Annotated in this window: 21 protein-coding genes; 10 read left to right on the forward strand and 11 right to left on the reverse strand. The window is 36.8% G+C overall.

Annotated elements, in window-relative coordinates; genetic code table 11:
* Positions 1 to 95: 95 nt before the first annotated feature.
* Positions 96 to 539, forward strand: a complete 444-nt coding sequence (locus KTJ10_RS12140) for a hemerythrin domain-containing protein (protein WP_001019905.1) — start codon at positions 96 to 98, stop codon at positions 537 to 539.
* A gap of 7 nt (positions 540 to 546) precedes the next feature.
* On the opposite strand, the gene KTJ10_RS12145 is transcribed toward KTJ10_RS12140, so the two are convergent.
* From KTJ10_RS12145 to serA, 3 genes are all read right to left on the reverse strand, one after another.
* Positions 547 to 1,410 carry an EamA family transporter gene (locus KTJ10_RS12145; protein ID WP_262442114.1) on the reverse strand — a complete coding sequence of 288 codons (864 nt, stop codon included), beginning with the start codon at positions 1,408 to 1,410 and terminating at the stop codon, positions 547 to 549.
* Positions 1,411 to 1,500: 90 nt separating this feature from the next.
* Positions 1,501 to 2,385, reverse strand: coding sequence for an EamA family transporter (locus KTJ10_RS12150; protein ID WP_014207804.1), 885 nt, complete (start codon positions 2,383 to 2,385; stop codon positions 1,501 to 1,503).
* A gap of 98 nt (positions 2,386 to 2,483) precedes the next feature.
* Positions 2,484 to 3,716, reverse strand: coding sequence for a phosphoglycerate dehydrogenase (gene serA / locus KTJ10_RS12155; protein ID WP_002116919.1), 1,233 nt, complete (start codon positions 3,714 to 3,716; stop codon positions 2,484 to 2,486).
* A gap of 380 nt (positions 3,717 to 4,096) precedes the next feature.
* Here serA and KTJ10_RS12160 point away from each other — a divergent pair, with 380 nt between their 5' ends.
* The 3 genes from KTJ10_RS12160 to KTJ10_RS12170 all read left to right on the forward strand — a co-directional run bounded on the left by KTJ10_RS12160 (position 4,097) and on the right by KTJ10_RS12170 (position 7,707).
* Positions 4,097 to 5,506 (forward strand): FAD-binding oxidoreductase, encoded by a 1,410-nt coding sequence (locus KTJ10_RS12160; RefSeq protein ID WP_002116692.1) that lies wholly within the window; start codon positions 4,097 to 4,099, stop codon positions 5,504 to 5,506.
* A 68-nt stretch (positions 5,507 to 5,574) separates the two neighbouring features.
* Positions 5,575 to 7,092 (forward strand): anti-phage dCTP deaminase, encoded by a 1,518-nt coding sequence (locus tag KTJ10_RS12165; RefSeq protein ID WP_262442115.1) that lies wholly within the window; start codon positions 5,575 to 5,577, stop codon positions 7,090 to 7,092.
* Positions 7,093 to 7,338: 246 nt separating this feature from the next.
* On the forward strand, positions 7,339 to 7,707 hold the full coding sequence (locus KTJ10_RS12170; RefSeq protein WP_017400479.1) for a hypothetical protein: 369 nt from the start codon (positions 7,339 to 7,341) through the stop codon (positions 7,705 to 7,707).
* Between the two features lie 45 nt (positions 7,708 to 7,752).
* Here the strand turns inward: KTJ10_RS12170 and KTJ10_RS12175 are convergent, their stop codons facing one another.
* Both KTJ10_RS12175 and KTJ10_RS12180 read right to left on the reverse strand, forming a co-directional pair.
* Positions 7,753 to 8,067, reverse strand: a complete 315-nt coding sequence (locus tag KTJ10_RS12175; RefSeq protein ID WP_151282603.1) for a putative quinol monooxygenase — start codon at positions 8,065 to 8,067, stop codon at positions 7,753 to 7,755.
* 13 nt (positions 8,068 to 8,080) lie between these two features.
* Positions 8,081 to 8,668: an NAD(P)H-dependent oxidoreductase gene (locus KTJ10_RS12180; protein WP_014207799.1), complete on the reverse strand. Its 588-nt coding sequence runs from the start codon at positions 8,666 to 8,668 to the stop codon at positions 8,081 to 8,083.
* A gap of 238 nt (positions 8,669 to 8,906) precedes the next feature.
* Between KTJ10_RS12180 and KTJ10_RS12185 the strand changes: the two genes are divergently transcribed.
* Positions 8,907 to 9,275, forward strand: a complete 369-nt coding sequence (locus tag KTJ10_RS12185) for a hypothetical protein (RefSeq protein ID WP_262442116.1) — start codon at positions 8,907 to 8,909, stop codon at positions 9,273 to 9,275.
* A 368-nt stretch (positions 9,276 to 9,643) separates the two neighbouring features.
* On the forward strand, positions 9,644 to 10,873 hold the full coding sequence (locus KTJ10_RS12190) for an MFS transporter (RefSeq protein WP_262442117.1): 1,230 nt from the start codon (positions 9,644 to 9,646) through the stop codon (positions 10,871 to 10,873).
* 40 nt (positions 10,874 to 10,913) lie between these two features.
* On the opposite strand, the gene yccS is transcribed toward KTJ10_RS12190, so the two are convergent.
* The 4 genes from yccS to KTJ10_RS12210 form a co-directional block, all read right to left on the reverse strand.
* A complete protein-coding gene (gene yccS / locus KTJ10_RS12195; protein WP_227062621.1) occupies positions 10,914 to 13,064 on the reverse strand; it encodes a YccS family putative transporter in 2,151 nt (716 codons plus the stop codon).
* A gap of 203 nt (positions 13,065 to 13,267) precedes the next feature.
* The gene (gene sodC, locus KTJ10_RS12200) at positions 13,268 to 13,837 is read right to left on the reverse strand and encodes a superoxide dismutase family protein (RefSeq protein WP_075383285.1); all 570 of its coding nucleotides are present in this window, start codon (positions 13,835 to 13,837) and stop codon (positions 13,268 to 13,270) included.
* Positions 13,838 to 13,962: 125 nt separating this feature from the next.
* On the reverse strand, positions 13,963 to 15,081 hold the full coding sequence (locus KTJ10_RS12205; protein WP_069141245.1) for an AI-2E family transporter: 1,119 nt from the start codon (positions 15,079 to 15,081) through the stop codon (positions 13,963 to 13,965).
* 124 nt (positions 15,082 to 15,205) lie between these two features.
* A complete protein-coding gene (locus tag KTJ10_RS12210) occupies positions 15,206 to 15,850 on the reverse strand; it encodes a ParA family protein (protein ID WP_005804567.1) in 645 nt (214 codons plus the stop codon).
* A gap of 158 nt (positions 15,851 to 16,008) precedes the next feature.
* Here KTJ10_RS12210 and KTJ10_RS12215 point away from each other — a divergent pair, with 158 nt between their 5' ends.
* Positions 16,009 to 16,476, forward strand: a complete 468-nt coding sequence (locus KTJ10_RS12215; RefSeq protein WP_046811866.1) for a Holliday junction resolvase-like protein — start codon at positions 16,009 to 16,011, stop codon at positions 16,474 to 16,476.
* 139 nt (positions 16,477 to 16,615) lie between these two features.
* Positions 16,616 to 17,179: a hypothetical protein gene (locus tag KTJ10_RS12220; protein WP_069141244.1), complete on the forward strand. Its 564-nt coding sequence runs from the start codon at positions 16,616 to 16,618 to the stop codon at positions 17,177 to 17,179.
* 53 nt (positions 17,180 to 17,232) lie between these two features.
* On the opposite strand, the gene KTJ10_RS12225 is transcribed toward KTJ10_RS12220, so the two are convergent.
* Positions 17,233 to 17,763 (reverse strand): hypothetical protein, encoded by a 531-nt coding sequence (locus KTJ10_RS12225; protein ID WP_081320252.1) that lies wholly within the window; start codon positions 17,761 to 17,763, stop codon positions 17,233 to 17,235.
* Between the two features lie 26 nt (positions 17,764 to 17,789).
* The gene (locus KTJ10_RS12230; protein WP_262442118.1) at positions 17,790 to 18,578 is read right to left on the reverse strand and encodes a class I SAM-dependent methyltransferase; all 789 of its coding nucleotides are present in this window, start codon (positions 18,576 to 18,578) and stop codon (positions 17,790 to 17,792) included.
* Between the two features lie 127 nt (positions 18,579 to 18,705).
* Between KTJ10_RS12230 and KTJ10_RS12235 the strand changes: the two genes are divergently transcribed.
* The gene (locus KTJ10_RS12235; RefSeq protein WP_262442119.1) at positions 18,706 to 19,983 is read left to right on the forward strand and encodes a hypothetical protein; all 1,278 of its coding nucleotides are present in this window, start codon (positions 18,706 to 18,708) and stop codon (positions 19,981 to 19,983) included.
* A gap of 413 nt (positions 19,984 to 20,396) precedes the next feature.
* The gene (locus tag KTJ10_RS12240) at positions 20,397 to 21,830 is read left to right on the forward strand and encodes an amino acid permease (RefSeq protein WP_017481699.1); all 1,434 of its coding nucleotides are present in this window, start codon (positions 20,397 to 20,399) and stop codon (positions 21,828 to 21,830) included.
* Positions 21,831 to 22,169: the final 339 nt, after the last annotated feature.

Genomic DNA, 22,169 nt, shown 5'->3' on the forward strand with positions numbered 1-22,169 from the left:
ATAGTCTCATTTTAAGCTACTTAAACTTTATAAATTTCAACGTATGATAAACCTTGAAATAAAAAAGATTTTTTAGCTAAAAAATGAGGAAGAGAATGAATATTTTCGAAGCATTAAGAGAAAGCCATGAAAATCAACGTAACCTTTCTGAACAACTTATTCAGACACATGGTTTAACTGAAGAAAGAAAAGAACTATTTGATGCATTAAAAAATGAACTTTATGCCCATTCAGTTGCCGAAGATCGTTATTTATATATTCCTTTAATGTTTGACGATGTCGGTTTAGATATTACGAGACATGCTTTATCTGAGCATCACGAAATGGATGAGTTGGTTGAGCAGCTCGAAAAAACCGATATGAGTAGCCCAAGCTGGTTAGCAACTGCCAAACAGTTGAGTGAAAAAGTCCATCATCATTTAAAAGAAGAAGAACATAAATTTTTCCAGCAAGCTGGAAAAATTCTTAAAGACAGCGAAAAAGAAACGCTGGGTAATAAATATTTAAAGGAATATAAAAAGTATAAAAAGCAGCAGTAGATTAAACCTACGCAGCTTTTTTAGTACTTCTTAAAGTAACACCAATAGAGGCCAGCATTACGCAAGCCAAAGCCACCCATTGCAGCATGCTGATTTCTTCGTGAAGCAATAAGAAACCCGTTAATGCTGCCAATGCTGGTGCTAAACTCGTTAGAGTCCCGTAAGTTAATTTATTGAGTTGTTTGAGAGCCATTAAATCGAGTGCATATGGAATTGCAGTCGCTAACACCGCAATAAGTAAGGCTTTGCCCCAGTACTGTGTTTCAAGTAATGCAGGAGCATTGTGCCAGATTCCAATTGGCAATAAGGCAAGTGCAGATACACTGATCCCAATCGTTAATGCATGCATCCCGATATTTTGGGTCACAACTTTATGACCGAAATAGATATAGAAAGCCCAGCAAAGACCAGCACCTAGCGCACATGCTGCACCTACATACGAGAAATGGTGTTGAATAGGGTTTTGCCAAGGTACCATGAGTGCAATGCCTAACATGGCCAGTGCTACCCAAATGTAGTCGCTCTTTTGTTTAATAGAAAGAAGCGCAAGACCCAATGGACCAATAAACTCTAATCCAACAGCAATACCTTGGGGTAGTTTTCCAAGTGAGGTATAAAATAGGATATTCATTAAGCCTAAAGAAGCGCAGTACATCAATAAATCAAGCCATTTTAAATAGGGTAAGCGTGACCAGATTTTCCAAGATCGGAACATAATTGCGACAATAACCGTTGCAAAACTCAGCCTTAAAACTGTAACGGTGAGAGGGTCTAATGTTGCAATGAGCTGTTTGGCAAATGAAGCGCTGATTTGATATGAGACCATCGACAAAATCATATACAGCACAGCAATAATTGGAAGATTTTGCATGGAAAATACTCTAGCGCTTCATCTGATGTCTAAAAATAATGGTGGACAATTATAACGAATACTATGTTTTAGCTGGCAGATTTCATTAAATTAACTTGCGGCTTTTTCACGTTCTTGGCGAGCTTTTTGGGTGGTTACGGTACAACCAACAGAGGCAGTGATAATGGTTGCAAGTGCTAGCCATTGATTCCATAAAAGATATTCACCCAAGAAGATAAACCCAGATAGTGCTGCAACTGCGGGCTCTAGGCTCATCAATGTTCCAAAGCTTAGAGGTGTCAAATTGCGCAGTGCTAACATTTCTAAAGAGAATGGAAGAGCACTGGCTAAAATGGCCAAACCAATAAAATAAAAAAGATAGGGAAGTTCTATAACTTGTGCAATTGAGCCTGAAAAAAAGGTAATGGGTAATAAGATGCATGCACCTACACTCATTCCTAAACACACCGTATGATTACCAGAAATACCAGAAGGTTTCTGCCCGGCAATAATGTAAAGTGCCCAACAAGATCCTGCACTAATTGCAAATAAAACGCCGATCCAATCTAGGCTATGAGCCTGATTGAAAGGGAAAAGTAAAATCAGCCCAATAATTGCGAAGCTCACCCAAACAAAATCATATTTTTGGCGTGCGTGGTATAACGCTACACTTAAAGGGCCAATAAATTCAAAAGCAACCGCGATCCCAATCGGTAAGCGTTCGATCGACAGATAAAATAAAGCGTTCATGCCTGCAAGCGCAAATCCATAAGCTAAAATTGCTTTCCAGCGGACCTGACTAAAATTAATTCGCCAAATTTGAAAAATAATGGCAAGAATAATTGCACCTAAACATAGCCGCATTGCAGAAACAGTGAGTACAGGAAAGTTCTGAAATAAAATTTTAGCTAAAGATGCGCTACTTTGAACGCTTAACATAGCAAGAATAAGAAAACCCAAAGCATGTAGCTGAGATTTCTGGTTTAAAGTGGACATTTTATTATTTGATCAATTGGTATACTTTTCACATGATAATGTAAATGCCCATAAAAAAGCCACAGACAATGCTGTGGCTTTTGAATTTACAGTTCGTATTAGAATAATACGCGCACGCGAATTGTACCTTCAACTTCATGTAACATATCTAAAGCTTCTTGAGAAGCAGAAGCGTCAACATCCATGACGAGGTAACCGATGTCACCTTTAGTCATAAGTGACTGACCAGAAATGTTGATGCCTTGTTCAGCAAACAAGTTGTTGATTTTAGACAATACACCTGGCACGTTTTTGTGGATGTGCAATAAACGGTGTTGACCAGCTGTCAATGGTAATGCGATTTCCGGGAAGTTCACCGCAGAAAGTGTCATACCTTTGTCAGAGTAAGCAACAAATTTCTCTGCAACTTCTAAACCAATGTTTGCTTGCGCTTCCATGGTTGAACCACCAACGTGAGGAGTTAAAATCACGTTGTCTAAGCCGCGAAGTGGAGACTGGAATTCTTCACCATTTGCTTTTGGTTCTTTCGGGAATACGTCAACCGCTGCACCAGCAATATGACCAGACTTGATTGCATCAGCTAAATCTTCAATCACTACACATGTACCACGTGCAGCATTTAAGAAGATCGCGCCTTCTTTCATTTTCGCAAATTGTTCTTTAGTGAAGAAGTTGCGTGTAGAGGGAACATCTGGCACATGCAACGTTACAACATCAGCAGTTGCTAAAAGTTCATCTAGAGAACCAACTTGGCGAGCATTACCCATTGGTAATTTGGTTACTGCATCATAATAAATAACATGCATGCCCATGCTTTCAGCAAGAACTGAAAGTTGAGAACCGATGGAACCGTAACCCACAATACCTAAAGTTTTGCCACGAGTTTCAAAAGAACCGACAGCAGACTTGTCCCAACCACCACGATGACAAGCCGCTGACTTTTCAGGAACACGGCGAAGAAGAAGAATCGTTTCAGCAAGTACAAGCTCTGCAACCGAACGTGTATTTGAATACGGTGCGTTGAATACAGGAATACCACGTGCCATTGCTGCTTTAAGATCAACTTGGTTTGTTCCGATACAGAAACAACCTACTGCGATCAATTTGTTTGCAGCTTCGAAAACTTCTTCAGTCAATTGGGTACGCGAACGAATACCAATAAAGTGAGCATCTTTAATTGCTTCTTTAAGCGCTTCGCCTTCAAGAGCAGTTTTACGATAGTCAATATTGGTGTAACCCGCAGCGTTTAAAGTATCGACTGCGTTTTGGTGAACGCCTTCTAACAAAAGGAAACGGATTTTATCTTTAGGTAGTGAAAGATGTTGGCTCATTACGGCTCCGCTACAAAGGCCAAATTTGGTGGCGGTATAATAACATACTGGGCAGCGCTATAGATATTTCGTTTATACCATCGCCTTATGGCAATTTTATCTATGTCTAATCACTTCTGTTTATGGCTTGTCGAGCATTTTAAAATATGCTTGGTAGGGGGGGATAAATGTGATTTTTCTCTGAAAGCCCCATAGAAAGCATTTATTTACGTTAAACATGTTTTGTAGTGACAGTATCTCTATTCTGAACTTTATCGCTTGCGCGGATACATGTAGAATATAGGAGTTCCTTGAACATTATGGCTTTGCTCAGGTGAGAATCTTGAGAATTATAAGGTCATAGTCCCACCACAGTTTACTTCTTGCTAGGTCTGCAAACGATGAATGCTCCAGTCGCTTTAACACCTGAGTTACTCACCCAATTAACAGCAATTGTCGGTGAAAACCGTATTAAAACTGATGCTGATAGTCTCGAAAACTGGGGTAAAGATCATACCAAGCATTTTAATCCGAACCCATCGGTCATCGTTTTTCCTTCAACGACTGAACAAGTTCAGGCGGTTGTTAAGCTTGCGAACCAGTTTAATGTTGCGATTACACCGTCAGGTGGTCGTACTGGTCTCTCTGCTGGTGCGGTAGCAACCAATGGTGAAATTGTCATTAGCATGGACAAAATGAACCAAATTCTTGAGTTCTTCCCAGCAGACCGCATGGTTCGAGTGCAAGCTGGTGTTGTGACTGAGCAATTGCAGAATTATGCAGAAGAACAAGGCATGTATTATCCGGTGGACTTTGCATCAGCGGGTTCTAGTCAGATTGGCGGTAATATCGGAACAAATGCCGGCGGTATTAAAGTCATTAAATATGGCATGACACGTAACTGGGTACTTGGCTTAACCGTAGTGACTGGTAAAGGTGACATCCTGCGTTTAAACAAAGGCATGGTTAAAAATGCAACTGGTTATGCATTACAGCATTTGTTTATTGGTGGTGAGGGTACATTAGGTTTAGTGACCGAAGCTGAAATTAAACTTGAGCGTCAACCACAAAACTTACAAGTTTTAGTTTTAGGTGTTCCTGATTTTGATGCGGTAATGCCTGTATTACATGCATTCCAAAAAGACATCGACTTAACTGCATTTGAGTTCTTTGGTGAACTTGCAATGCAAAAAGTTTTAGATCATGGACATGTACAACGCCCATTTGAAACACAATGCCCGTTCTATGTATTACTTGAGTTTGAAGCACCATATGAGCCGATTCTCGATAAAGCAATGGAAATTTTCGAGCATTGTATGGAGCAGGGTTGGGTACTTGATGGTGTAATGAGCCAGAGCCTTGACCAAGTAGAAAGCTTATGGCGTTTACGCGAAGATATTTCTGAATCAATCGCGCCGTTTATTCCATATAAAAATGATATCTCAGTATTAATTACTCACGTACCTGCATTTATTCGTGAAATTGATGCGATTGTTCAAGAAAACTATCCAGATTTTGAAATTTGCTGGTTCGGCCATATTGGTGACGGTAACTTGCACTTAAATATTTTAAAACCTGAAAACTTAACCAAAGATGAGTTCTTTGCGAAATGTCAGGTGGTTAATAAATATGTGTTTGATACTGTTAAAAAATACGACGGTTCAATCTCTGCTGAACATGGCGTAGGTATGACGAAAAAGCCATATTTGGAGTATTCACGTTCGCCTGAAGAAATTGAATATATGAAAGCTTTGAAGAAAGTATTTGATCCAAACGGTTTAATGAACCCAGGTAAATTATTTGATCTTTAATACTTGTAAAGTAAAAGATAATCCTTTAGAACGTATAATAAATATACGTTCTAAAGGTTACATATATAATGTTGTTAGAAGAAATACAAATAACGAGTAATGAGTTAGTTATCGGTCTTGTGGGTGCTGTTGGTTGTAGTTTGGCTTCTTTAACAAATATTACTAAAAATTTATTAGAAGAAAAATTTGCATATGAAGTTGAAATAATAAAAGTTTCAAAGGATATTTTAACAAAATATTTTTCTTCCGATTATGAGGCCAGTAATACTTTTAATCGTATTAGTGATTATATGGATAAAGGTAACTATCTTCGCCAGCAACATGGAAGTGATTATTTAGCTTTAGAAGTAGCTAAACTTATAGCAAATAAAAGAAAACAATGGTGCCAAAATAATCACGGAGCTGATAGTTCTAAACGCAGAGTTGCATATATTATTAATTCATTGAAGCATGAAGCTGAAATTCATGCATTAAGACAAATCTACTCTAATAGTTTTTTCCAACTCTCTTTATATGAGTCGAAGACTGCTAGAACGAATGCATTAGTTCATGAATATGGGATTAGTGAAGAAAGTGCTAATAAGTTAATAGAAAGAGATGAGGGAGAAAATAATTCATATGGGCAACATACAAGTGAAGCATTTCATTTGGCGGACTATTTTTTAAAATTCGACAAGAGTCATAATGAGTTAAGAGAATCATGCTTTCGATTTTTAAAAATAGTTTTTGCACACCCTTATGTAACTCCAACATTTAATGAGTTCGCAACATATATGTCATTTACAGCGAGTCTTCGTTCTGCAGATTTATCTCGCCAAGTTGGTGCAGTAATCACAAGGGAACAGACAATTTTAGCTTTAGGTTCAAATGATGTTCCTAAATTTAAAGGAGGAACTTATTGGCCATATTTTGATGAAACTACAGGTGAAATTAAAGATTACGAAAATGGGCGAGATTTTACATGCCAAGAAGATGCGAATGCTATTGAGAAAAATGAGATAATCACAGATTTGTTTAATAAACTTGAGGTAGTAATTGATAGATCTATTGATCAGGATAGAACAAAAAATATAAAGCAAGAAATTAAAAATATTCTTCAAGAGAGTAAAATAAAAGATATTACTGAATATAGCAGAGCCGTGCATGCAGAAATGGATGCATTGTTAACTTGTAGTAGAAGTAATATTTCTACTGTAGGTGCTTCATTATTTGTTACTACTTTTCCTTGTCATAACTGTGCAAAGCATATAATTGCTGCGGGTATAGAAAAAGTAATCTTTGTTGAACCCTACCCTAAAAGTAAGGCACTGCATTTGCATAGTGATTCAATAGCAAAAAAATGGGAAGGACATGAAAATGAATATAATAAAAAACTTGTATTTGAGCCATTTGTCGGAGTAGGTGCTCGTAGTTTTGTAAACTTATTTTCAATGACTTTAGGTATAGGTAGAAAAATCAAAAGAAAAAATGGTAGTGGTAAAGTGATGGAATGGGATTCAAAAACTGCAACTTTAAGAATGCCGCTGAATATTTTGTCATATAGAGACTTAGAATTAGAAATAATAAAAAGACTAGAAAAAAATTAAAGAGAATGAAATAACCACCTTCTATCTAGGAAGTGACTATGGATTTTTATAAGCATTCCAACCCATCAAAATATGATAAATCAACGGTAAAAGACTAAGAGAAAAAAGTTATATAGTCAAATAGCCTAAATAGATAATTATTTAGTCTGTAAAAGAGTAGCCATCCTTAGGACTACATAGTTTCTACAGAGTAACCGACAAAGTCATAGCATCATAAAGCTATGGCTTTTGTTTTTGGTGATAAAAATGCAACGTTTATTTTTAATTTCAGCGCTCTGTGCTGGACTTTTCACTGGGTGTGCGACGACCAGTAAATTAATCCCTTTTGTGGGTTCTGAAACCCCGATGCAACAAGTACTTAAAGCCCAGCCTGAGATTGTAAAAGAGCACAATAATACCTCAGTTCAGCAAGTATTTAACCGAGTAGAATCTCCAACAGTTTCCCGTATTACCGTTATCCAAACAGGTTTAATGGATGATTCTGTTTCTGCAATCCGAACAGAATATTCATTTAAGCTAGTTGATGAAAAGTGGCAATTGCAAAATAAGCAAAAGAGCTATCAATGCGCGAGAGGGAAAGGGTCTAGAGGTTTTCAAACCCAGCTTTGCTCTTAAAAATAAAAAAGACGATAAATATATCGTCTTTTTTTATAGTCTAAATTATACGCCGCTTTCTAAAATTTTAATTTTGACGTCAACGACATCATCTTTGACTGCTTCATGATGCGCTTGCATATGAGGCGTCGCTAAATGCGCTTCAAGATGGGCAACACTTTCCCATTTTTCCAACATCACAATAATGTCTGGGTCTTTGTTTTGGAAGCTTGCATTTGAGATGTGGTCAACTAAAGGTTCATAACCATGACAACCATCTTCTGCTAAAACAGTTGGAATGATTTTTTGAAAGGCATCCAATACGTTCTGGCGATGCTGTCCACTCGATTTAGTACGAATTTCCGCAATAATGGTTAGCATGGATTTCTCCTTATTAGGCTGCTGCAAATACAGTATTTAAGTGTGCTTTATATTCTTCAACATAACTATCAACGTCAGGCATTTTAATCACGTCATTTACAATAAATGTCGGAAGGGTGCTCATGCCTAAGAACTGATTGGCTTTATGAAATGGTAAATAAACGCCATCTACACCTACGCCGTGGAAGAATTGATCTGCATCTTCAAATGCTTCCATTGGAGCATTCCAAGTCAAAGACAGCATATATTTTTTGTCATGAATTAAACCACCTGAACCATATTTTTTTGAGGCATCAGAACGGCTACGGCCATCACTTGCATAAAGTGAACCATGACCAGTGGTAAAGACATCATCAATGTATTTTTTGACTGTCCAAGGTGCGCCCATCCACCAGCCTGGCATTTGATAGATAACAACATCTGCCCATAAGTATTTTTCAACTTCACTTTCAGCATCATAATTGCTGTCTGCACGGGTCACTTGGACTTCATGGCCGAGTTCCGTGAGGTGTGTGGTTGCTAGGGTGGTTAATGTGTCATTTAATTCACCGTTTGAGTGGGCAAATTGTTTCGCACCATTAATCACTAAAATCTTACTCATGGAGGTTGCTCTCATTAAATTCCTGTATTTGACGCATACTCTATGAGATTTACTGTTGTAGAAAAATGCATGAATAGGAAAAATATTGTTGATAAAAAATCAATAATTATTATTGGATTTCTATTTAAAATTAATCTATCTCATTAATATCAATAAATTTATGCCTATTTACAAAGCTCAAAAGGAAAAAGTGGCCTATTATCTTTAGCATTAATTTTGAGTAAATAGAGGGGGAAGAGTGATGAAAAAGAAAGGTTTGTTGATTATTTTCAGCTTAAGCATATTAACAGCTTGTGCTCCACCTCAAAATTCTTCTGCTCAACTCGCTGATAGTCCTATACAGGCTGTATTGCTCGATCAACCTGATCTTTTAAATAATGCAAGCAATTTAGATATTTCACAGCAAATGAATGCTTCGGATGATCCTTCCAATGCTCAAGTTACTATTTTGCAAACAGAACCTAGTCCAGATGCGGTGTCGAAGACTCGTACTGAATATTTATTAAAACGGGATCAGCAAATTTGGAAAATTGTGAATAAAAAGCAAAGCTATCAATGTACAAAAGGAGAGGAAACTACAGATTTTCAAGTTAATCCTTGCCCATGATGCTTAATTTTTTATCGAATATGTGGATAACTTTGAGTTTGTACACAACTATAATTTGCATGCCTTTTTGTGTAAAAATCTGAAATTTAAGCTTCTTGAAATTGCATGATTGCTGATCAATTTAAAAAGTGCTATTGTTGCGCTCGGCAATTGTGCCAATTGGTAAAAATTACCGAATCTCACGTCATATATTTTTTCTCGTTTTAGACACCTTGTGAATACGGTGTTTCACACTCTAAACATGCACTCTCACGGCATATAACAACTTAACTAAAGATTGATTGACCATACATGTCATCGTCATGACTACATCTTATTTTATAGATAGTCGTACAGACATATGGCCGCTATTTTGAAGTGTACAACTCATGAAAAATATTCAAACGACAACGTTGAACCGTACAACGTTGATGTTTCCTTTGGCCTTAGTGCTATTTGAATTTGCGGTTTATATTGGTAATGACCTGATTCAGCCCGCCATGTTGGCAATTACTGAGGACTTTGGTGTAAGTGCAACTTGGGCACCGTCTTCGATGTCATTTTATTTGTTAGGTGGCGCATCTGTCGCATGGTTACTTGGTCCTTTGTCGGACCGTCTCGGACGTAAAAAAGTACTATTAGCAGGAGTTTTATTCTTTGCTCTATGCTGTTTTTTAATTTTACTTACAACGCAAATCGAGCAATTTCTAGCTTTAAGATTTTTGCAGGGAATTGGCTTAACCGTAATTTCAGCAGTTGGATATGCGGCTATACAAGAAAGTTTTGCTGAACGTGATGCGATTAAAGTCATGGCACTCATGGCCAATATCTCATTACTTGCACCCTTGCTAGGACCTGTACTTGGCGCTTTCTTAATTGATTATGTGTCATGGCACTGGGGCTTTGTCGCTATCGCTGTATTGGCATTACTCAGTTGGATCGGGTTGAAAAAACAGATGCCGAGCCAGCAAGTCAGTATAACCAAGCAACCTTTTAGTTATCTTTTTGATGATTTTAAAAAGGTGTTTACCAACCGCCGTTTTTTAGGTTTAAGCCTTGCATTACCTTTAGTGGGTATGCCTTTAATGCTATGGATTGCTTTGTCTCCAATCATTTTAGTAGATGAGTTAAAGCTCACTAGTGTGCAATATGGCTTAGCTCAATTCCCTGTGTTTTTGGGTTTGATTTTAGGCAACATTGTCTTAATCAAAATTATTGATCGTTTGTCCTTAGGTAAAACCGTCATGATGGGTTTACCGATTATGCTCACTGGTACACTTATTTTAATATTAGGTGTGGTGTGGCAAACCTATCTCATACCTTGTTTGCTTACAGGCATGACATTGATTTGTTTTGGTGAGGGGATTAGTTTCTCGGTCTTGTATCGTTTTGCACTCATGTCATCTGAGGTCTCAAAAGGAACTGTTGCAGCAGCAGTTTCAATGTTACTGATGATGAGCTTCTTTGCAATGATTGAGCTTGTACGTTATCTCTATACACAATTTCATTTATGGGCTTTTGCATTGTCTGCATTTACCTTTATTGCTCTTTGGTTTAGCCAACCGCGAAGTGCTTTGAAGCAGGAAATGCAAGAAAGACTGCAACAAGGCAACAATTAAATAAAAAATACCGGAAGTGAGATTCCGGTATTTTTTTATTCTACTTAATCTCTTGTTCTAAAAGTTTGTCTTTAAGTGTTAATAGTTCTGGCAAGGTTTCTAGCAATAAACTGATTTGTTTTAACACGAGTGTGTAATTCTCTGAAAAGTGCTCATGAGTAGTTAGGCTTTGAATTTGCGCTAAAGTCTGCTCAAGGAAATTGAAATCAATATAAGCCGGATCAAATAAGCTCTGTTTAAGAATTTGCTGACAATCCAGTAAGAGTTGTAATACTTGTTGATCATCAATTTTCTGTCGTTGACTTCCTAACGCTGCTACGTAACTCAGTTGACTGTGACTATAAACCAAATAACGGAAAGCATAATGGATGAGTTGAGGGTTCGGGTTGGGTTCAGCGCTTAGGCTCGAAATCATGTTGGATAGCTCAATTTGAGCGTTATGCGCAGCACGACGAATTCGGCGGTACTCTATATCCTGATTTTTGCCATATTGATATTGCTCAACAATCACATTGAAATAATCTAAGGTCGCTTTGCTGCTTTTATTAATATTGTTGGGGATGTTTCGAAAGTTCCAGTCGGGCCAAATAAAGTTTACGGCAAGCCATGCAATAAAGCAGCCTAATAAAGTATCTATCAGTCGAGGCAAAATAATACTGTAGCCAGCGCCTTTTAAGTTGAAAATTAATAGCACCATAAGGGTAGCCATGAGCGTAGCCAAAGCATATTTTTTTTGACGTAAGTAAAAAAAGCAGACTCCACAAATAATTGTAATGATGAGCTGGCCTTCAATACTCGGTACAAAATATAAAATAGGTATTCCTAATAAAACACCGAGTAAGGTACCAATCGTTCTTAATTTAAGACGGCTTTTAGTCGCAAAATAAGTAATCTGACAGACAAACAAACTGGTGAGTAAAATCCAGTAACCATGCTGCGCAAAGGGTAACAGTGAAATTGCATAACCTGCGGCGAAAACCACAGCAATTCGTATGGCATGCCTAAACAGCGCTGACTGTGGCGTAAGTTGTTGCCGAAGTTTTAAGATAAGATCTGAAAATCCTTGAATATCATCATCAAGTAAATTTAAGTGTTCTTGTCTTGTTTGAGTGCTATTTTCAGGAGCAGGTTGGGCATATTGCAGTTGTTCAAACTGTTCATGCATTCCTTTTAAATTATCAAAAATGAGTTTTAAATTTTTAACTTCAAAATTTTGCGGATGTTGTTGTATCCAGTCTTTTAAAGAACTTTCCAAATGTCCTAGTACTTTCTGACTTTCTTGCGAAGGCTGATATGGTTGGTTATATAAAATACATTGAGCTAAGTCTTGGCATGCTTGTGCTTGTAGACGCAGGTTTTTTTGGAAACGGAAAATAAGATCACTACGGCTAAAATTCTGTTGAATATGTTCGTAATGTAAATAATTTGAAGTGGCTTGCTCGTGAATATCTCGTGCGAAAAAATATAGGTTTAGCCAATAGATACTTTTATTACTGACTCTGGAAGCTTTCAATCGAGTAAGTAGGGAGCTGCGTATTTGATTGAGGCTTTGGGCAACTTGCGTATTTTGTAGAGATAATTCATATAAAAGCTGTTCAACATTCTCTTTATTGTCAGGATCAAACAAACGAGCTTTTGCTTGTAGTAGAACAGAAATTTCTTTAAAAATTTGCGAGAGCTTATCTTGTAAGGGAAGTGTCGGTTTAATAATAAAAAATAAAATAGAAGTTAAACCGTACCAGAGAGCGCCATAAACAAAATAAGTAGGTTGTTGATACCAATGTGCATATTCGCCTAAACCGAACATACTATAAATAGAGAGCAAAATAGTACCAAAAGAAATCGTGGCATAACGTTGCCCTAAGGCGCCTAGTAATATGAAAAAAGCGCTTGAGATAGAGAGATATAAAATAAAGAAAATTTTGTAAGGAGCTAAAAAGCCAAGAATACTACTGACTGTAAAAAACAGCAGGCAGACATAGACCAAATTGCGTAATCGAATACTTAAGCGATCATCAAAGTCTGTTAATGCTGCTGCAATTGCGCCTAAGGTTACGGGAACAATAAGTTGATTATAGCCCAGCCACAGCAAACCTAAAGTTGTGCCAGTCAGTACAATCAGAATTTGCAGGCAATAAATTAAAATAGAGTTTGTCTTAAAGCTATTAAATATTTGGGTCAGATAATTCACGGCTTTTGTTCTAAATTAGAGAATACGTGAGAAAGCAGTATGTAACTTTAAATTTTTATTACTTCAAAAATATTATTCTTTTTATCTACAAAAGTCAGTCATTTTTTAAGATTTTATTAGACTTAAACCAAGTTGTAACGATCAATAAATTAACAAAATTGTGGATATCTTTTTAGATACCCACAATTTGAAAAATATATAAATTATTTAATCACACCACATGCAATTCGTGCTCCGCCACCGCCAAGAGGTTGAGGTGAGTCTGAATAATTGTCACCACCCGCATGGATCATAATCGCTCGACCCTGAATATCAGCAAGTTTTAATCGAGGTGCGATTACGGCAGTTGTTGCAACACCTGTATTATCGACAACTAAAACAGGTAGATCGCCTAAATGGCCAGTCGTTGGAGTACCGTGATGAGGGGCTTGGTTCGGGTTATAGTGGCTACCCGCAGCTAAAGCAGCGCCAGGTTTTCCATCTTTTACAGCAGGTGCACAAGAAGCGTTTTCATGAATATGGAAACCACGAGTACCACTTGGTAAATCAGCAAGAGCAGGGGTAATAATTAAACCTTTGTCACTATCTTGAAAGCTAATCGTACCTATTTTTTTGCCAATACCGTTAGCTGTCACTTCATTTACATCGACCACTTTTTTTGTATGCATTGAGGTTAATGCTTGGGCTGTGTCAGATACAGTTTTAGTTACCGAACTACAGCCAACGGTAAAAAGGGCTGTAAGCGCACAGACTGCGCCAATTTTATTAAACATCTGCATGATTGGATGTCCTTATAAATATATATAATTGTTTGATTCAAACAAACAGAGGTCTGACCTACAAGTTAATTTAAATAGTTAATTTGTATCTAGAAACATTTTTAAATTAAATCGCTATGTCACTTTTCATCACTAGACGATTCACTCTCAGAATCATAAATCATGGTCGTTTTTGGCATAGGTTCGGGTTCAATCGTTTCATGTAACCATTCACGCCAAATTGCCAGTAAAATAGCCAAAATTACAGGACCAATAAATAAACCGACCAAGCCGAAACTCGCAATACCGCCTAATACACCAAACATAATTAATAAGAACGGAATTTTGGTGGCGCCAGAAATGACGAGTGGTCTAATCACATTATCTGAGCTACTGACAATCACCACGCCCCAAACGACAACGCCAATAGCTTCCATGGTTTGTCCCTGAGAGAACAACCATAAACCTACGCCTAAATAGGAAATTGGGGTACCAAATGGAATTAAAGCCAATAAGAACGTAGCAATAGTGAGTACCATAGGGTTTGGTACACCTGCTACGAAGTAACTTAATCCAGCTAAAACGGCTTGAGCAATTGCAGTTAAACCTACGCCATAGACTACTGCACGAGTTGTCTCGGAAATCGTATCAAGATAGTGATGAATACGAGGGCCAATGACCATTTCTAAAGCTTTACTCACTTGAGACAAAATCATTTGACCATCACGGTAGAAGAAAAATAGGCTAAATACGGCAAAGCCAAGTTTGACAATATTTTTGCTAATCTCACCGAGCAGTACACGGCCATAACTTAAATGACTTTGTACCCAAGCTGCGATATTTTGAATGGTGCTATTAGGATCGTTGTTTAACTCATTGAGTGTACGAGAAATCTCTTTTCCTACAAAAGGAAGCTCGCGTATAAAATCTGGAACGCTTAAATGGCCCGAAAAAACCTGACGTTGTAAGTCAAAATATAAGTTGCGTCCTTCATGCTGCAAAATGAAAATAGCACATGTAAACGGTACACCAACAACCAAAATGACCAGACTAATCATTAGAGTTGCATTTAAAGTATTACGGGTTTCTCCAAAAAAGCGCTGAATTCTTAAATAAATAGGCCAAGTCATATATGCAATGATGGCAGCCCAAAGTACAGGAACAATAAAGTATTTCAGGATATTAAATCCTAAAAAAATCAAAATAAAAAACAGCCCAAACAATAAAACGCGCTGTAAATTAGGAGCGTATGGATGCACGAACAATATTTCTCTAATTTTCTACGTAGAATAAAGTCATATTAACTGAAAAATAACCTGAGGCAAATTTTAAGGTCACAATGTAAAAAACCTTATACAACTCTTTTTAGAGGCTAAAATTCCTTTAAAACCATTCAGCTTTATCTTCAATTAACTTGTTTAGAACAGGTTGCCATTGATTTTGGATACTAATAAAGTTCTTTTGCGGTTTATCAAAAATGCTTAAACCCTGCATTGCTAAGCTGCCATACGCAGTGCGTTCAGCAATCCATGCAACAGGTTCCTGTTCAATTTTTTCAAAGAACTGTTGGATATCTTTTGAACTTGCACTGTTTGGTTTTACACGATTTGCAAGAAGTAAAATCTGAACTTTACCTTTACGAATACGTTTAATGTCTTGTAAATGCTTTAAAAAACGACGAGTACTGTCTATATCAAAAAATGAAGGTTGAAGTGGAGTAATAATGGCATGCGCTTCACTAATAAGCTGTTCAGCATGCTCACCTGACAGAGCACCAGGCGCATCAATAATTAAATAGTCCAGATTTTTGGGTGCATCACCAATTGATTTTTCATGACGCCAGTCTAGGCTTTGAATCGTTGCAACAGTATCAGGGCGCTGTTTTAACCATTGTAAAGCCGATTTTTGATTGTCCGAATCTGCTAATGCTACTTTATATCCTTTTTGTGCCAATGCCGTTGCTAACGTAATGGCTGTCATGGTTTTTCCGCATCCGCCCTTTTGATTTGCAATAAGTATCGTTTTCATAAATCCAATTATTTTCAGCAGCACATTTGTTTATGTTTTATACCTTAGCATCTTTTTGTGAGAAGTAGATGACTGCATTTGACAAAAGTTTAAGCTGTTTCGTTATTTTAGATATGATTAGAGCTGTAATCTTAATTCGCGCTTTTTAAGGAAAATTTATGTCTGTATGGCTTGCCATGCTTATTGGTGCTGGCATTGGTATTATCATCACTACTATTATTTTATCAAATACACGTAATGGACGAATTAAGGCTGAATATGAGCAATATATTGCTGAACTTGAACTAGAGCATCAACAGGCGCTTACTCAAGCACAAAAGAGAAGTGTAAATACAAGTCGTGCGGTGTTGAAAGGAAAAATGGCAGAACAATTTGCTCCCGTTTTACCTGAATTTCAGTATTTACCAAGTGATGCAAAATTCATGGGCGATCCGGTGGACTATATTATTTTTGATGGATATACCGATTTCCGCGATGGCGATGGTACGGCAGAAGACATCAATATTATTTTGCTTGATGTAAAAAGTGGTGGAGCTAGACTTACGAAAGGTCAACAAGCAATTGCCCAAGCTGTTCAACAAGGTAAGGTTCGTTTCGAAACGTTGAGAATAGATTTCGAAGATTAACAAGCTGTTTAATTCAGCACAAAAATAGACGAAATTGATCTGTATTGTTACTAAATTTCGATATTTTTTTCATCGCTTAAAGCTATTATAAATTGAAGATCTATTCACTTTGATCTAGCAATATTTGAGGTGTAACACGATGAAAAAACAAAGTTTGATGATGGGCTTACTCGCCGTGATTGGCATGAGTTCAACATTTGCATCGACCTCAAGTGAATATAATATTGCCAATGGTTTGAGCCCGATAGAAAAAGATCAATCTATTTCTGTATTGCAACCTTTTCAAGGAAATTTCAGAATCTTGGGTTCAAAAGTTTATCAAAATGATGAACAAGCTAAGTTTTCTCCTATCGACTATGCAGTAAGTTGGGGATTGTTTGCACAGCCTGAAATCGCACGTCATATTTCAGTGAAACAATATGACCGTTATTTAAACTGGAAAATTCCTAAATTACCTGTTCCAGCAGAGCAAGCGATGCAAATGGTATCTAACATGCACATCATTCCTGCAAATCCTGAAATTGCTCAGCAGATTAAACAGGTTAAACGTGGTGATTTAGTTTATCTAAAAGGTGATCTTGTCGAGATTAAGGACAAAAACTTAGTTTGGAAATCCTCACTTACGCCGACTGATACGGGTGATGGTGCATGTGAGTTATTCCGCGTTCAGGCAATTCATTGGGTTGAAAAGCAAAATATATAATTTAAAAAAAAGCCTTCATAAGTTCGAAGGCTTTTTTATAACCAAGACATTGCTTATTTCTGTTGCGATGCTTTCCAATATTTTAATTGATTTTGCGCTTGTAAATAGTCGGCAAGATCATTGATCTGTTCATCTTTAGTGGCTTGCTTATCACTCAAGTGTTTTTCTTGGTTTTCCCAATATTGATAAAGTAGACCCTGAATGTACCGACCTTGCTCAGTTTTTAAATCTAAATCTTTTAACATTGTCAGAGAAGAACGCACGTTATCGAGAGTACGCTGTTGCTCAAACTCTGTAGTGAGGGTTCCAGCTTCATGCATTTTTGCTAATTCACTTTCCATCTCGTCACTCATTTCTGTAAAGCGGCGGTCATAATCCTCTAAGAGCGCAATATCGTGTGCATCATCAGCAGTGACTGGGAAGGTCTTAACAGGTCTTTCATTTAGTTTTTCTAAAACCTGATCGGTAGATGAGGTGGCAGAAGGTTGCTCCGTCTTAGCAGGCTCATCCGCTTTTTTACAAGCAGTCAGAAATAGGCTAGAGCAAAGCAAAGACATTAATATGATTTGAGGTGTTTTCTTCATAACTTTCAACCAAACCTATTCACTAATTATTTAACGGGTAACGTACTTTTCTGAAAGTGATATGCATATGTGAAATATGGAAAATCAATCTGATCTTGAGGACCTAATCCTGTAAAATCATAAACAATTTTTTCAAACTGTGCTTTGAGTTGTAATTGATCTTTTTCAGTCATTGCAGCAATAAAGCTCGTAGAGAGTAAACGTTTACTTACGACTTGTTCGACAGAACCGTGTTGTGACTGCGTGAATGTTTGTAGGCTATCAAATACGAATAAATCTTGTTGTTCAAATACGCGTTTCCACTTTTCACTATGATAACGAGGTGTGTCACCTTCAAGTGGAAGTAGGAAGTCAGCTAAAGCCTTGACCCAATCTGTACGTTCGTCTCGTTGATTCCAAACTAGCCCTAAATGTCCTTGTGGTTTTAATACTCTATGCATTTCTGTTAGGGTATCAAGGTTGTCAAACCAGTGAAAAGATTGCGCACAAATAATGGCATCAATTTTATGATCTTCTACAGGAATTGAATGGCTAAAAGCCTGTAATGTTTTGATATCAGGATAAACTTGTTGAAGCTGCTGTAACATCTCGCCAATTGGCTCAACTGCAATAACATCTGCATGCGTTTGTTTTAAGTAGGGTAAGAATTTGCCAGTACCCGATCCAAGATCAATAACAGTAGAGTTTTCCTGTATTTGTAGGCAATTTTGCAGCCAACTTACTATTTCTGCGGGATAATTGGGTCTAACTTGCTGATATAGTTCAGCAGCTGAACTGAAGCCTTTTTGAGCGGCAGGATGTAAGGATTGTGTCATATTTTGCGCTTTTTAATCTGACTGGCATCTATAAAATAAGATACTCCGCAATCATAAATTGGCAAAACACCTATTTTGTTTCATTTTTGACGTTGTATGTGGGAGTAAATTTTCTTTCGGTGTGAGCATGGATAAGCAAATTATTTTTGAAGACGAACACATTAGAGCCATTTTTTTACCAGGCGATTCTAATACATTAGTTCTCTCTTTTGGCGATTTGATTACCCGAGCGAGTGGCTTATCTATCAATGCTGAAAAGTCTCTAATTAAATACCAATATAATGTTATTGGGGTTATGCCAAAACAAAAATCATGGTTTCCTCAAGCAAGCATGATTGAGCTGGCACAAGCAATTTCGCCTATTCTAGAAGGCTTTAAAAATATTGTGGGTTATGGCGGTTCAATGGGCGGCTATGCCGCAATCAAGTATTCTAATTTATTGAATATGAACCGTGTGATTGCATTTGTGCCTCAATATTCAATTGATCCAGAGCATGTTGAAGACCGACGCTACGCTGAGTTTTTTGATGCTATAGCAAATAAAGACATGCAGATTCAGCCGCAAGATGTCGATGCAGCGCGTGAATACATTATTGTTTATGACCCTTACTTTTCAATTGACCGTGAACATTACTTAAAAATAAAAGAGCTGTTACCAAGCTTACATACGATTCATTTGCCATTTACTGGTCATGAAGCATTGTCTGTATTGGCTAGTTCAAGTTTATTACATGATTTTATTGAACATGATTTCGATGAAATCTATTTTTATCAGCAAGTTCGTAAGGTCAAAAAACAAAGTAAGTTTTACTTCCGTAATGTACTTGCGCATGTTCTTACTCAACATGATGAAATGTTGTTAAAAATATTGCGTCAAAATGATTTTCAGTTAGATGAACGTTATTTTGATAACCCACTTAAACAGGCTATTACACATAGTCTGATAAAAACAAATCAAGCAACTGAGTTGGACTTTCAAAAGCTCGGTATTAAAGTACAGCGAATTCAAGAAGATGCAAATTATAAAGAAGGCTTGCAGACTAGCTTTGGTTTAATTTTGGTATTTAACCTCATCAATTCAAAGTTTGAAAGTTATACAGTAGATACTCTACTGGCGAATAAATCTTATTTGGTTCCAATTGTGGCTGAGCAAACTGGTGTAGTGCACATTGAATTAAATAATGAAATTTATTTGTTAGCGATGAATGATCGTAAGATTATTAAATTGTTCAAGCGTGAAGAGCCCTTAACATCGGATATGAGTCCGTTTGTAATCAAAAAATATTCGGATTCTTTAGCGATTAGCTATAAGCAATTAAATTTATCTTGTGATGAACAAGGGCTGTGTGAGTTTACGGAAGGTTCAATTCAATCTACCGAACAGTTGAGCACCATCAGCTATTAAAACTTTATAGTGTCTAAATAAAGCTCAGACCTTTAGGTTTGGGCTTTATTTTTTGCTTAAAAAATATTTTTTTATAAACTTATTTGTATATTATTTTAAAGCTCATTATTTAAATAAATAGTAGGTTTATTATATAGTGATCTGCTGTATTTAAAGTAGGCATAACCAGTAATATATATAAATACTATATTTAAAGATAAATGGGTTTTTCTACTACATAAATTATAGAAATAATATAAGATTAATTAAAATACAGATATAGCTATAAAAAAATATAAATAAATGTTTTTTCTATATATTTTATTTTTACATAAAGAGCTTGGTTAAAATAAGTTCACTATTCAAAGATAATTGCATATTTATTTTTTTCTCCTAAAATGATTTTTTACTAAATTGTCGTTACAGTTTTTTATATGCAATCATTAAATTATCGGAATAATGATGCATCGCAACATGGAAGTTCTGCACCTTTGAAACGAGCAATGAGTACTCGACATTTGGTGATGATCTCCCTTGGCGGTGCCATAGGTACAGGTCTTTTTTTAGGGTCTGGTGATGTAATTTCCCAAGCAGGCCCAATTGGCGCAATTATTTCTTATTTTTTGGGCGGTTTAATTGCCTATACCGTGATGTTATGCCTTGGTGAACTTGCGGTTCATGTGCCGGAATCAGGTTCTTTTGGTGAATACGCACGTCGTTATATTGGTCCGGGTACGGGCTATATGATTACTTGGCTTTATTGGTTAACTTGGACTGCAACTTTAGGGACTGAGTTTACTGCAGCGGCTTTATTGGTGCAGGAGTGGTTTCCATCTACCTCGGTATGGGCTTGGACTCTTTTTTTTGGTGCCTTAGTTTTTTTCCTTAATATCAGTTCAACTCGATTATTTGCTGAATCTGAATTCTGGTTGGCACTCGTTAAAGTTATTACAATCATCTGTTTTATTGGTTTGGGTCTACTGGCAATTTTTGGTTTTATTCCTTACCACGGACATGAAACAGCGCCATTATTTAGTAACCTGACTGCCCACGGTTGGTTCCCAAACGGTCTCTTCCCAATTTTTGCCACTATGCTTATCGTTAACTTTGCTTTTTCGGGCACAGAATTAATTGGGGTAGCGGCGGGGGAAGCTGAGAATCCAGCACAGACAGTTCCTAAAGCAATCAATGCGGCTATTTGGCGGTTACTAATTTTCTTTGTTGGTACAATTGTGGTGATTAGTTCATTACTGCCGTTCCAACTTGCAGGTCTTAGTGCAAATGAAGTAAGTAATAGTCCTTTTGTGACGGTATTTAACTATATTGGTATTCCATATGCAGAAGATATTATCCGCTTTGTAATTATTACGGCTTTACTTTCTGCTGCAAATTCTGGTTTGTTTGCTGCTTCACGTATGATGTGGTCGCTTTCGGCGAAAAATCAGTTACCAAAAATATTTTCTAAATTAACTCCTTCTGGAACACCGATTGTTGCCATTACTGTAACTATGTTTGGTGCAATTCCTGGATTGCTTTCAGAACAATTCGCACCAGAAACAATTTTTAAGAATCTATTGGGGGTTGCAGCTTTTACGATGGTTGTGGTTTGGATTGCGATTTGTATTTCGCAGTTTAACTTCCGTAGACAGTGGTATAAGTCAGGAAAAACAGCAAAAGATTTGCGTTTCGCGGCACCTCTTTTCCCTCTTACCCCAATTGTGGGTGGGTTGTTCTGTCTCGTTACCTGCATCAGTATGGTCTTTGACCCATCCATGCAAGTTGGTTTTATCTGTTGTATTGTTTTTATACTTCTATGCTATGCAAGCTATTTCATTTTTTATCGAAAGAAAGATCTGGTGCAGAGCTGAGCTTTCTAGAGTCTAAAGAATGTCTTTTTAAAGGTCCCGTAAGGGGCCTTTTTTGTGTCTTACTGGAAGCTAAAAAAGAAGGAATTTATATATTTTTTTTAAAAATGATGTTTTATTTTTAATCATGAAAACAAATATTGTTTTGTAAAATTACCATTTATCGGATTCTTATTAATATTTATTTATTATTAATATTTGATTAAGTCTATGTTTAGCTTGGTTATTTGATAAAGAGGTTTTTGGGATTTTATGAAATATGAATTAGAAATGGACTTATTATAGATTTAATGTAGAGAAGGTATAATTTTTTGACAATTTTATGAAGATAATTAATTTTTA

The sequence above is a fragment of the Acinetobacter sp. WU_MDCI_Abxc222 genome (assembly GCF_025514755.1).
Lineage (GTDB): Bacteria > Pseudomonadota > Gammaproteobacteria > Pseudomonadales > Moraxellaceae > Acinetobacter > Acinetobacter geminorum.

Excerpts from the sequence above, each read along its gene's own strand:
- KTJ10_RS12215 (WP_046811866.1), top strand. The coding sequence starts at position 16,009 with ATGTCTGTATGGCTTGCCATGCTTATTGGTGCTGGCATTGGTATTATC.
- KTJ10_RS12220 (WP_069141244.1), top strand. The coding sequence starts at position 16,616 with ATGAAAAAACAAAGTTTGATGATGGGCTTACTCGCCGTGATTGGCATG.
- KTJ10_RS12230 (WP_262442118.1), bottom strand. The coding sequence starts at position 18,578 with ATGACACAATCCTTACATCCTGCCGCTCAAAAAGGCTTCAGTTCAGCT.
- KTJ10_RS12235 (WP_262442119.1), top strand. The coding sequence starts at position 18,706 with ATGGATAAGCAAATTATTTTTGAAGACGAACACATTAGAGCCATTTTT.
- KTJ10_RS12210 (WP_005804567.1), bottom strand. The coding sequence starts at position 15,850 with ATGAAAACGATACTTATTGCAAATCAAAAGGGCGGATGCGGAAAAACC.
- serA (WP_002116919.1), bottom strand. The coding sequence starts at position 3,716 with ATGAGCCAACATCTTTCACTACCTAAAGATAAAATCCGTTTCCTTTTG.
- KTJ10_RS12170 (WP_017400479.1), top strand. The coding sequence starts at position 7,339 with ATGCAACGTTTATTTTTAATTTCAGCGCTCTGTGCTGGACTTTTCACT.
- KTJ10_RS12190 (WP_262442117.1), top strand. The coding sequence starts at position 9,644 with ATGAAAAATATTCAAACGACAACGTTGAACCGTACAACGTTGATGTTT.
- KTJ10_RS12150 (WP_014207804.1), bottom strand. The coding sequence starts at position 2,385 with ATGTCCACTTTAAACCAGAAATCTCAGCTACATGCTTTGGGTTTTCTT.
- KTJ10_RS12225 (WP_081320252.1), bottom strand. The coding sequence starts at position 17,763 with ATGAAGAAAACACCTCAAATCATATTAATGTCTTTGCTTTGCTCTAGC.
- sodC (WP_075383285.1), bottom strand. The coding sequence starts at position 13,837 with ATGTTTAATAAAATTGGCGCAGTCTGTGCGCTTACAGCCCTTTTTACC.
- KTJ10_RS12145 (WP_262442114.1), bottom strand. The coding sequence starts at position 1,410 with ATGCAAAATCTTCCAATTATTGCTGTGCTGTATATGATTTTGTCGATG.
- KTJ10_RS12165 (WP_262442115.1), top strand. The coding sequence starts at position 5,575 with ATGTTGTTAGAAGAAATACAAATAACGAGTAATGAGTTAGTTATCGGT.
- KTJ10_RS12180 (WP_014207799.1), bottom strand. The coding sequence starts at position 8,668 with ATGAGTAAGATTTTAGTGATTAATGGTGCGAAACAATTTGCCCACTCA.
- KTJ10_RS12240 (WP_017481699.1), top strand. The coding sequence starts at position 20,397 with ATGCAATCATTAAATTATCGGAATAATGATGCATCGCAACATGGAAGT.
- KTJ10_RS12160 (WP_002116692.1), top strand. The coding sequence starts at position 4,097 with ATGAATGCTCCAGTCGCTTTAACACCTGAGTTACTCACCCAATTAACA.
- KTJ10_RS12175 (WP_151282603.1), bottom strand. The coding sequence starts at position 8,067 with ATGCTAACCATTATTGCGGAAATTCGTACTAAATCGAGTGGACAGCAT.
- KTJ10_RS12140 (WP_001019905.1), top strand. The coding sequence starts at position 96 with ATGAATATTTTCGAAGCATTAAGAGAAAGCCATGAAAATCAACGTAAC.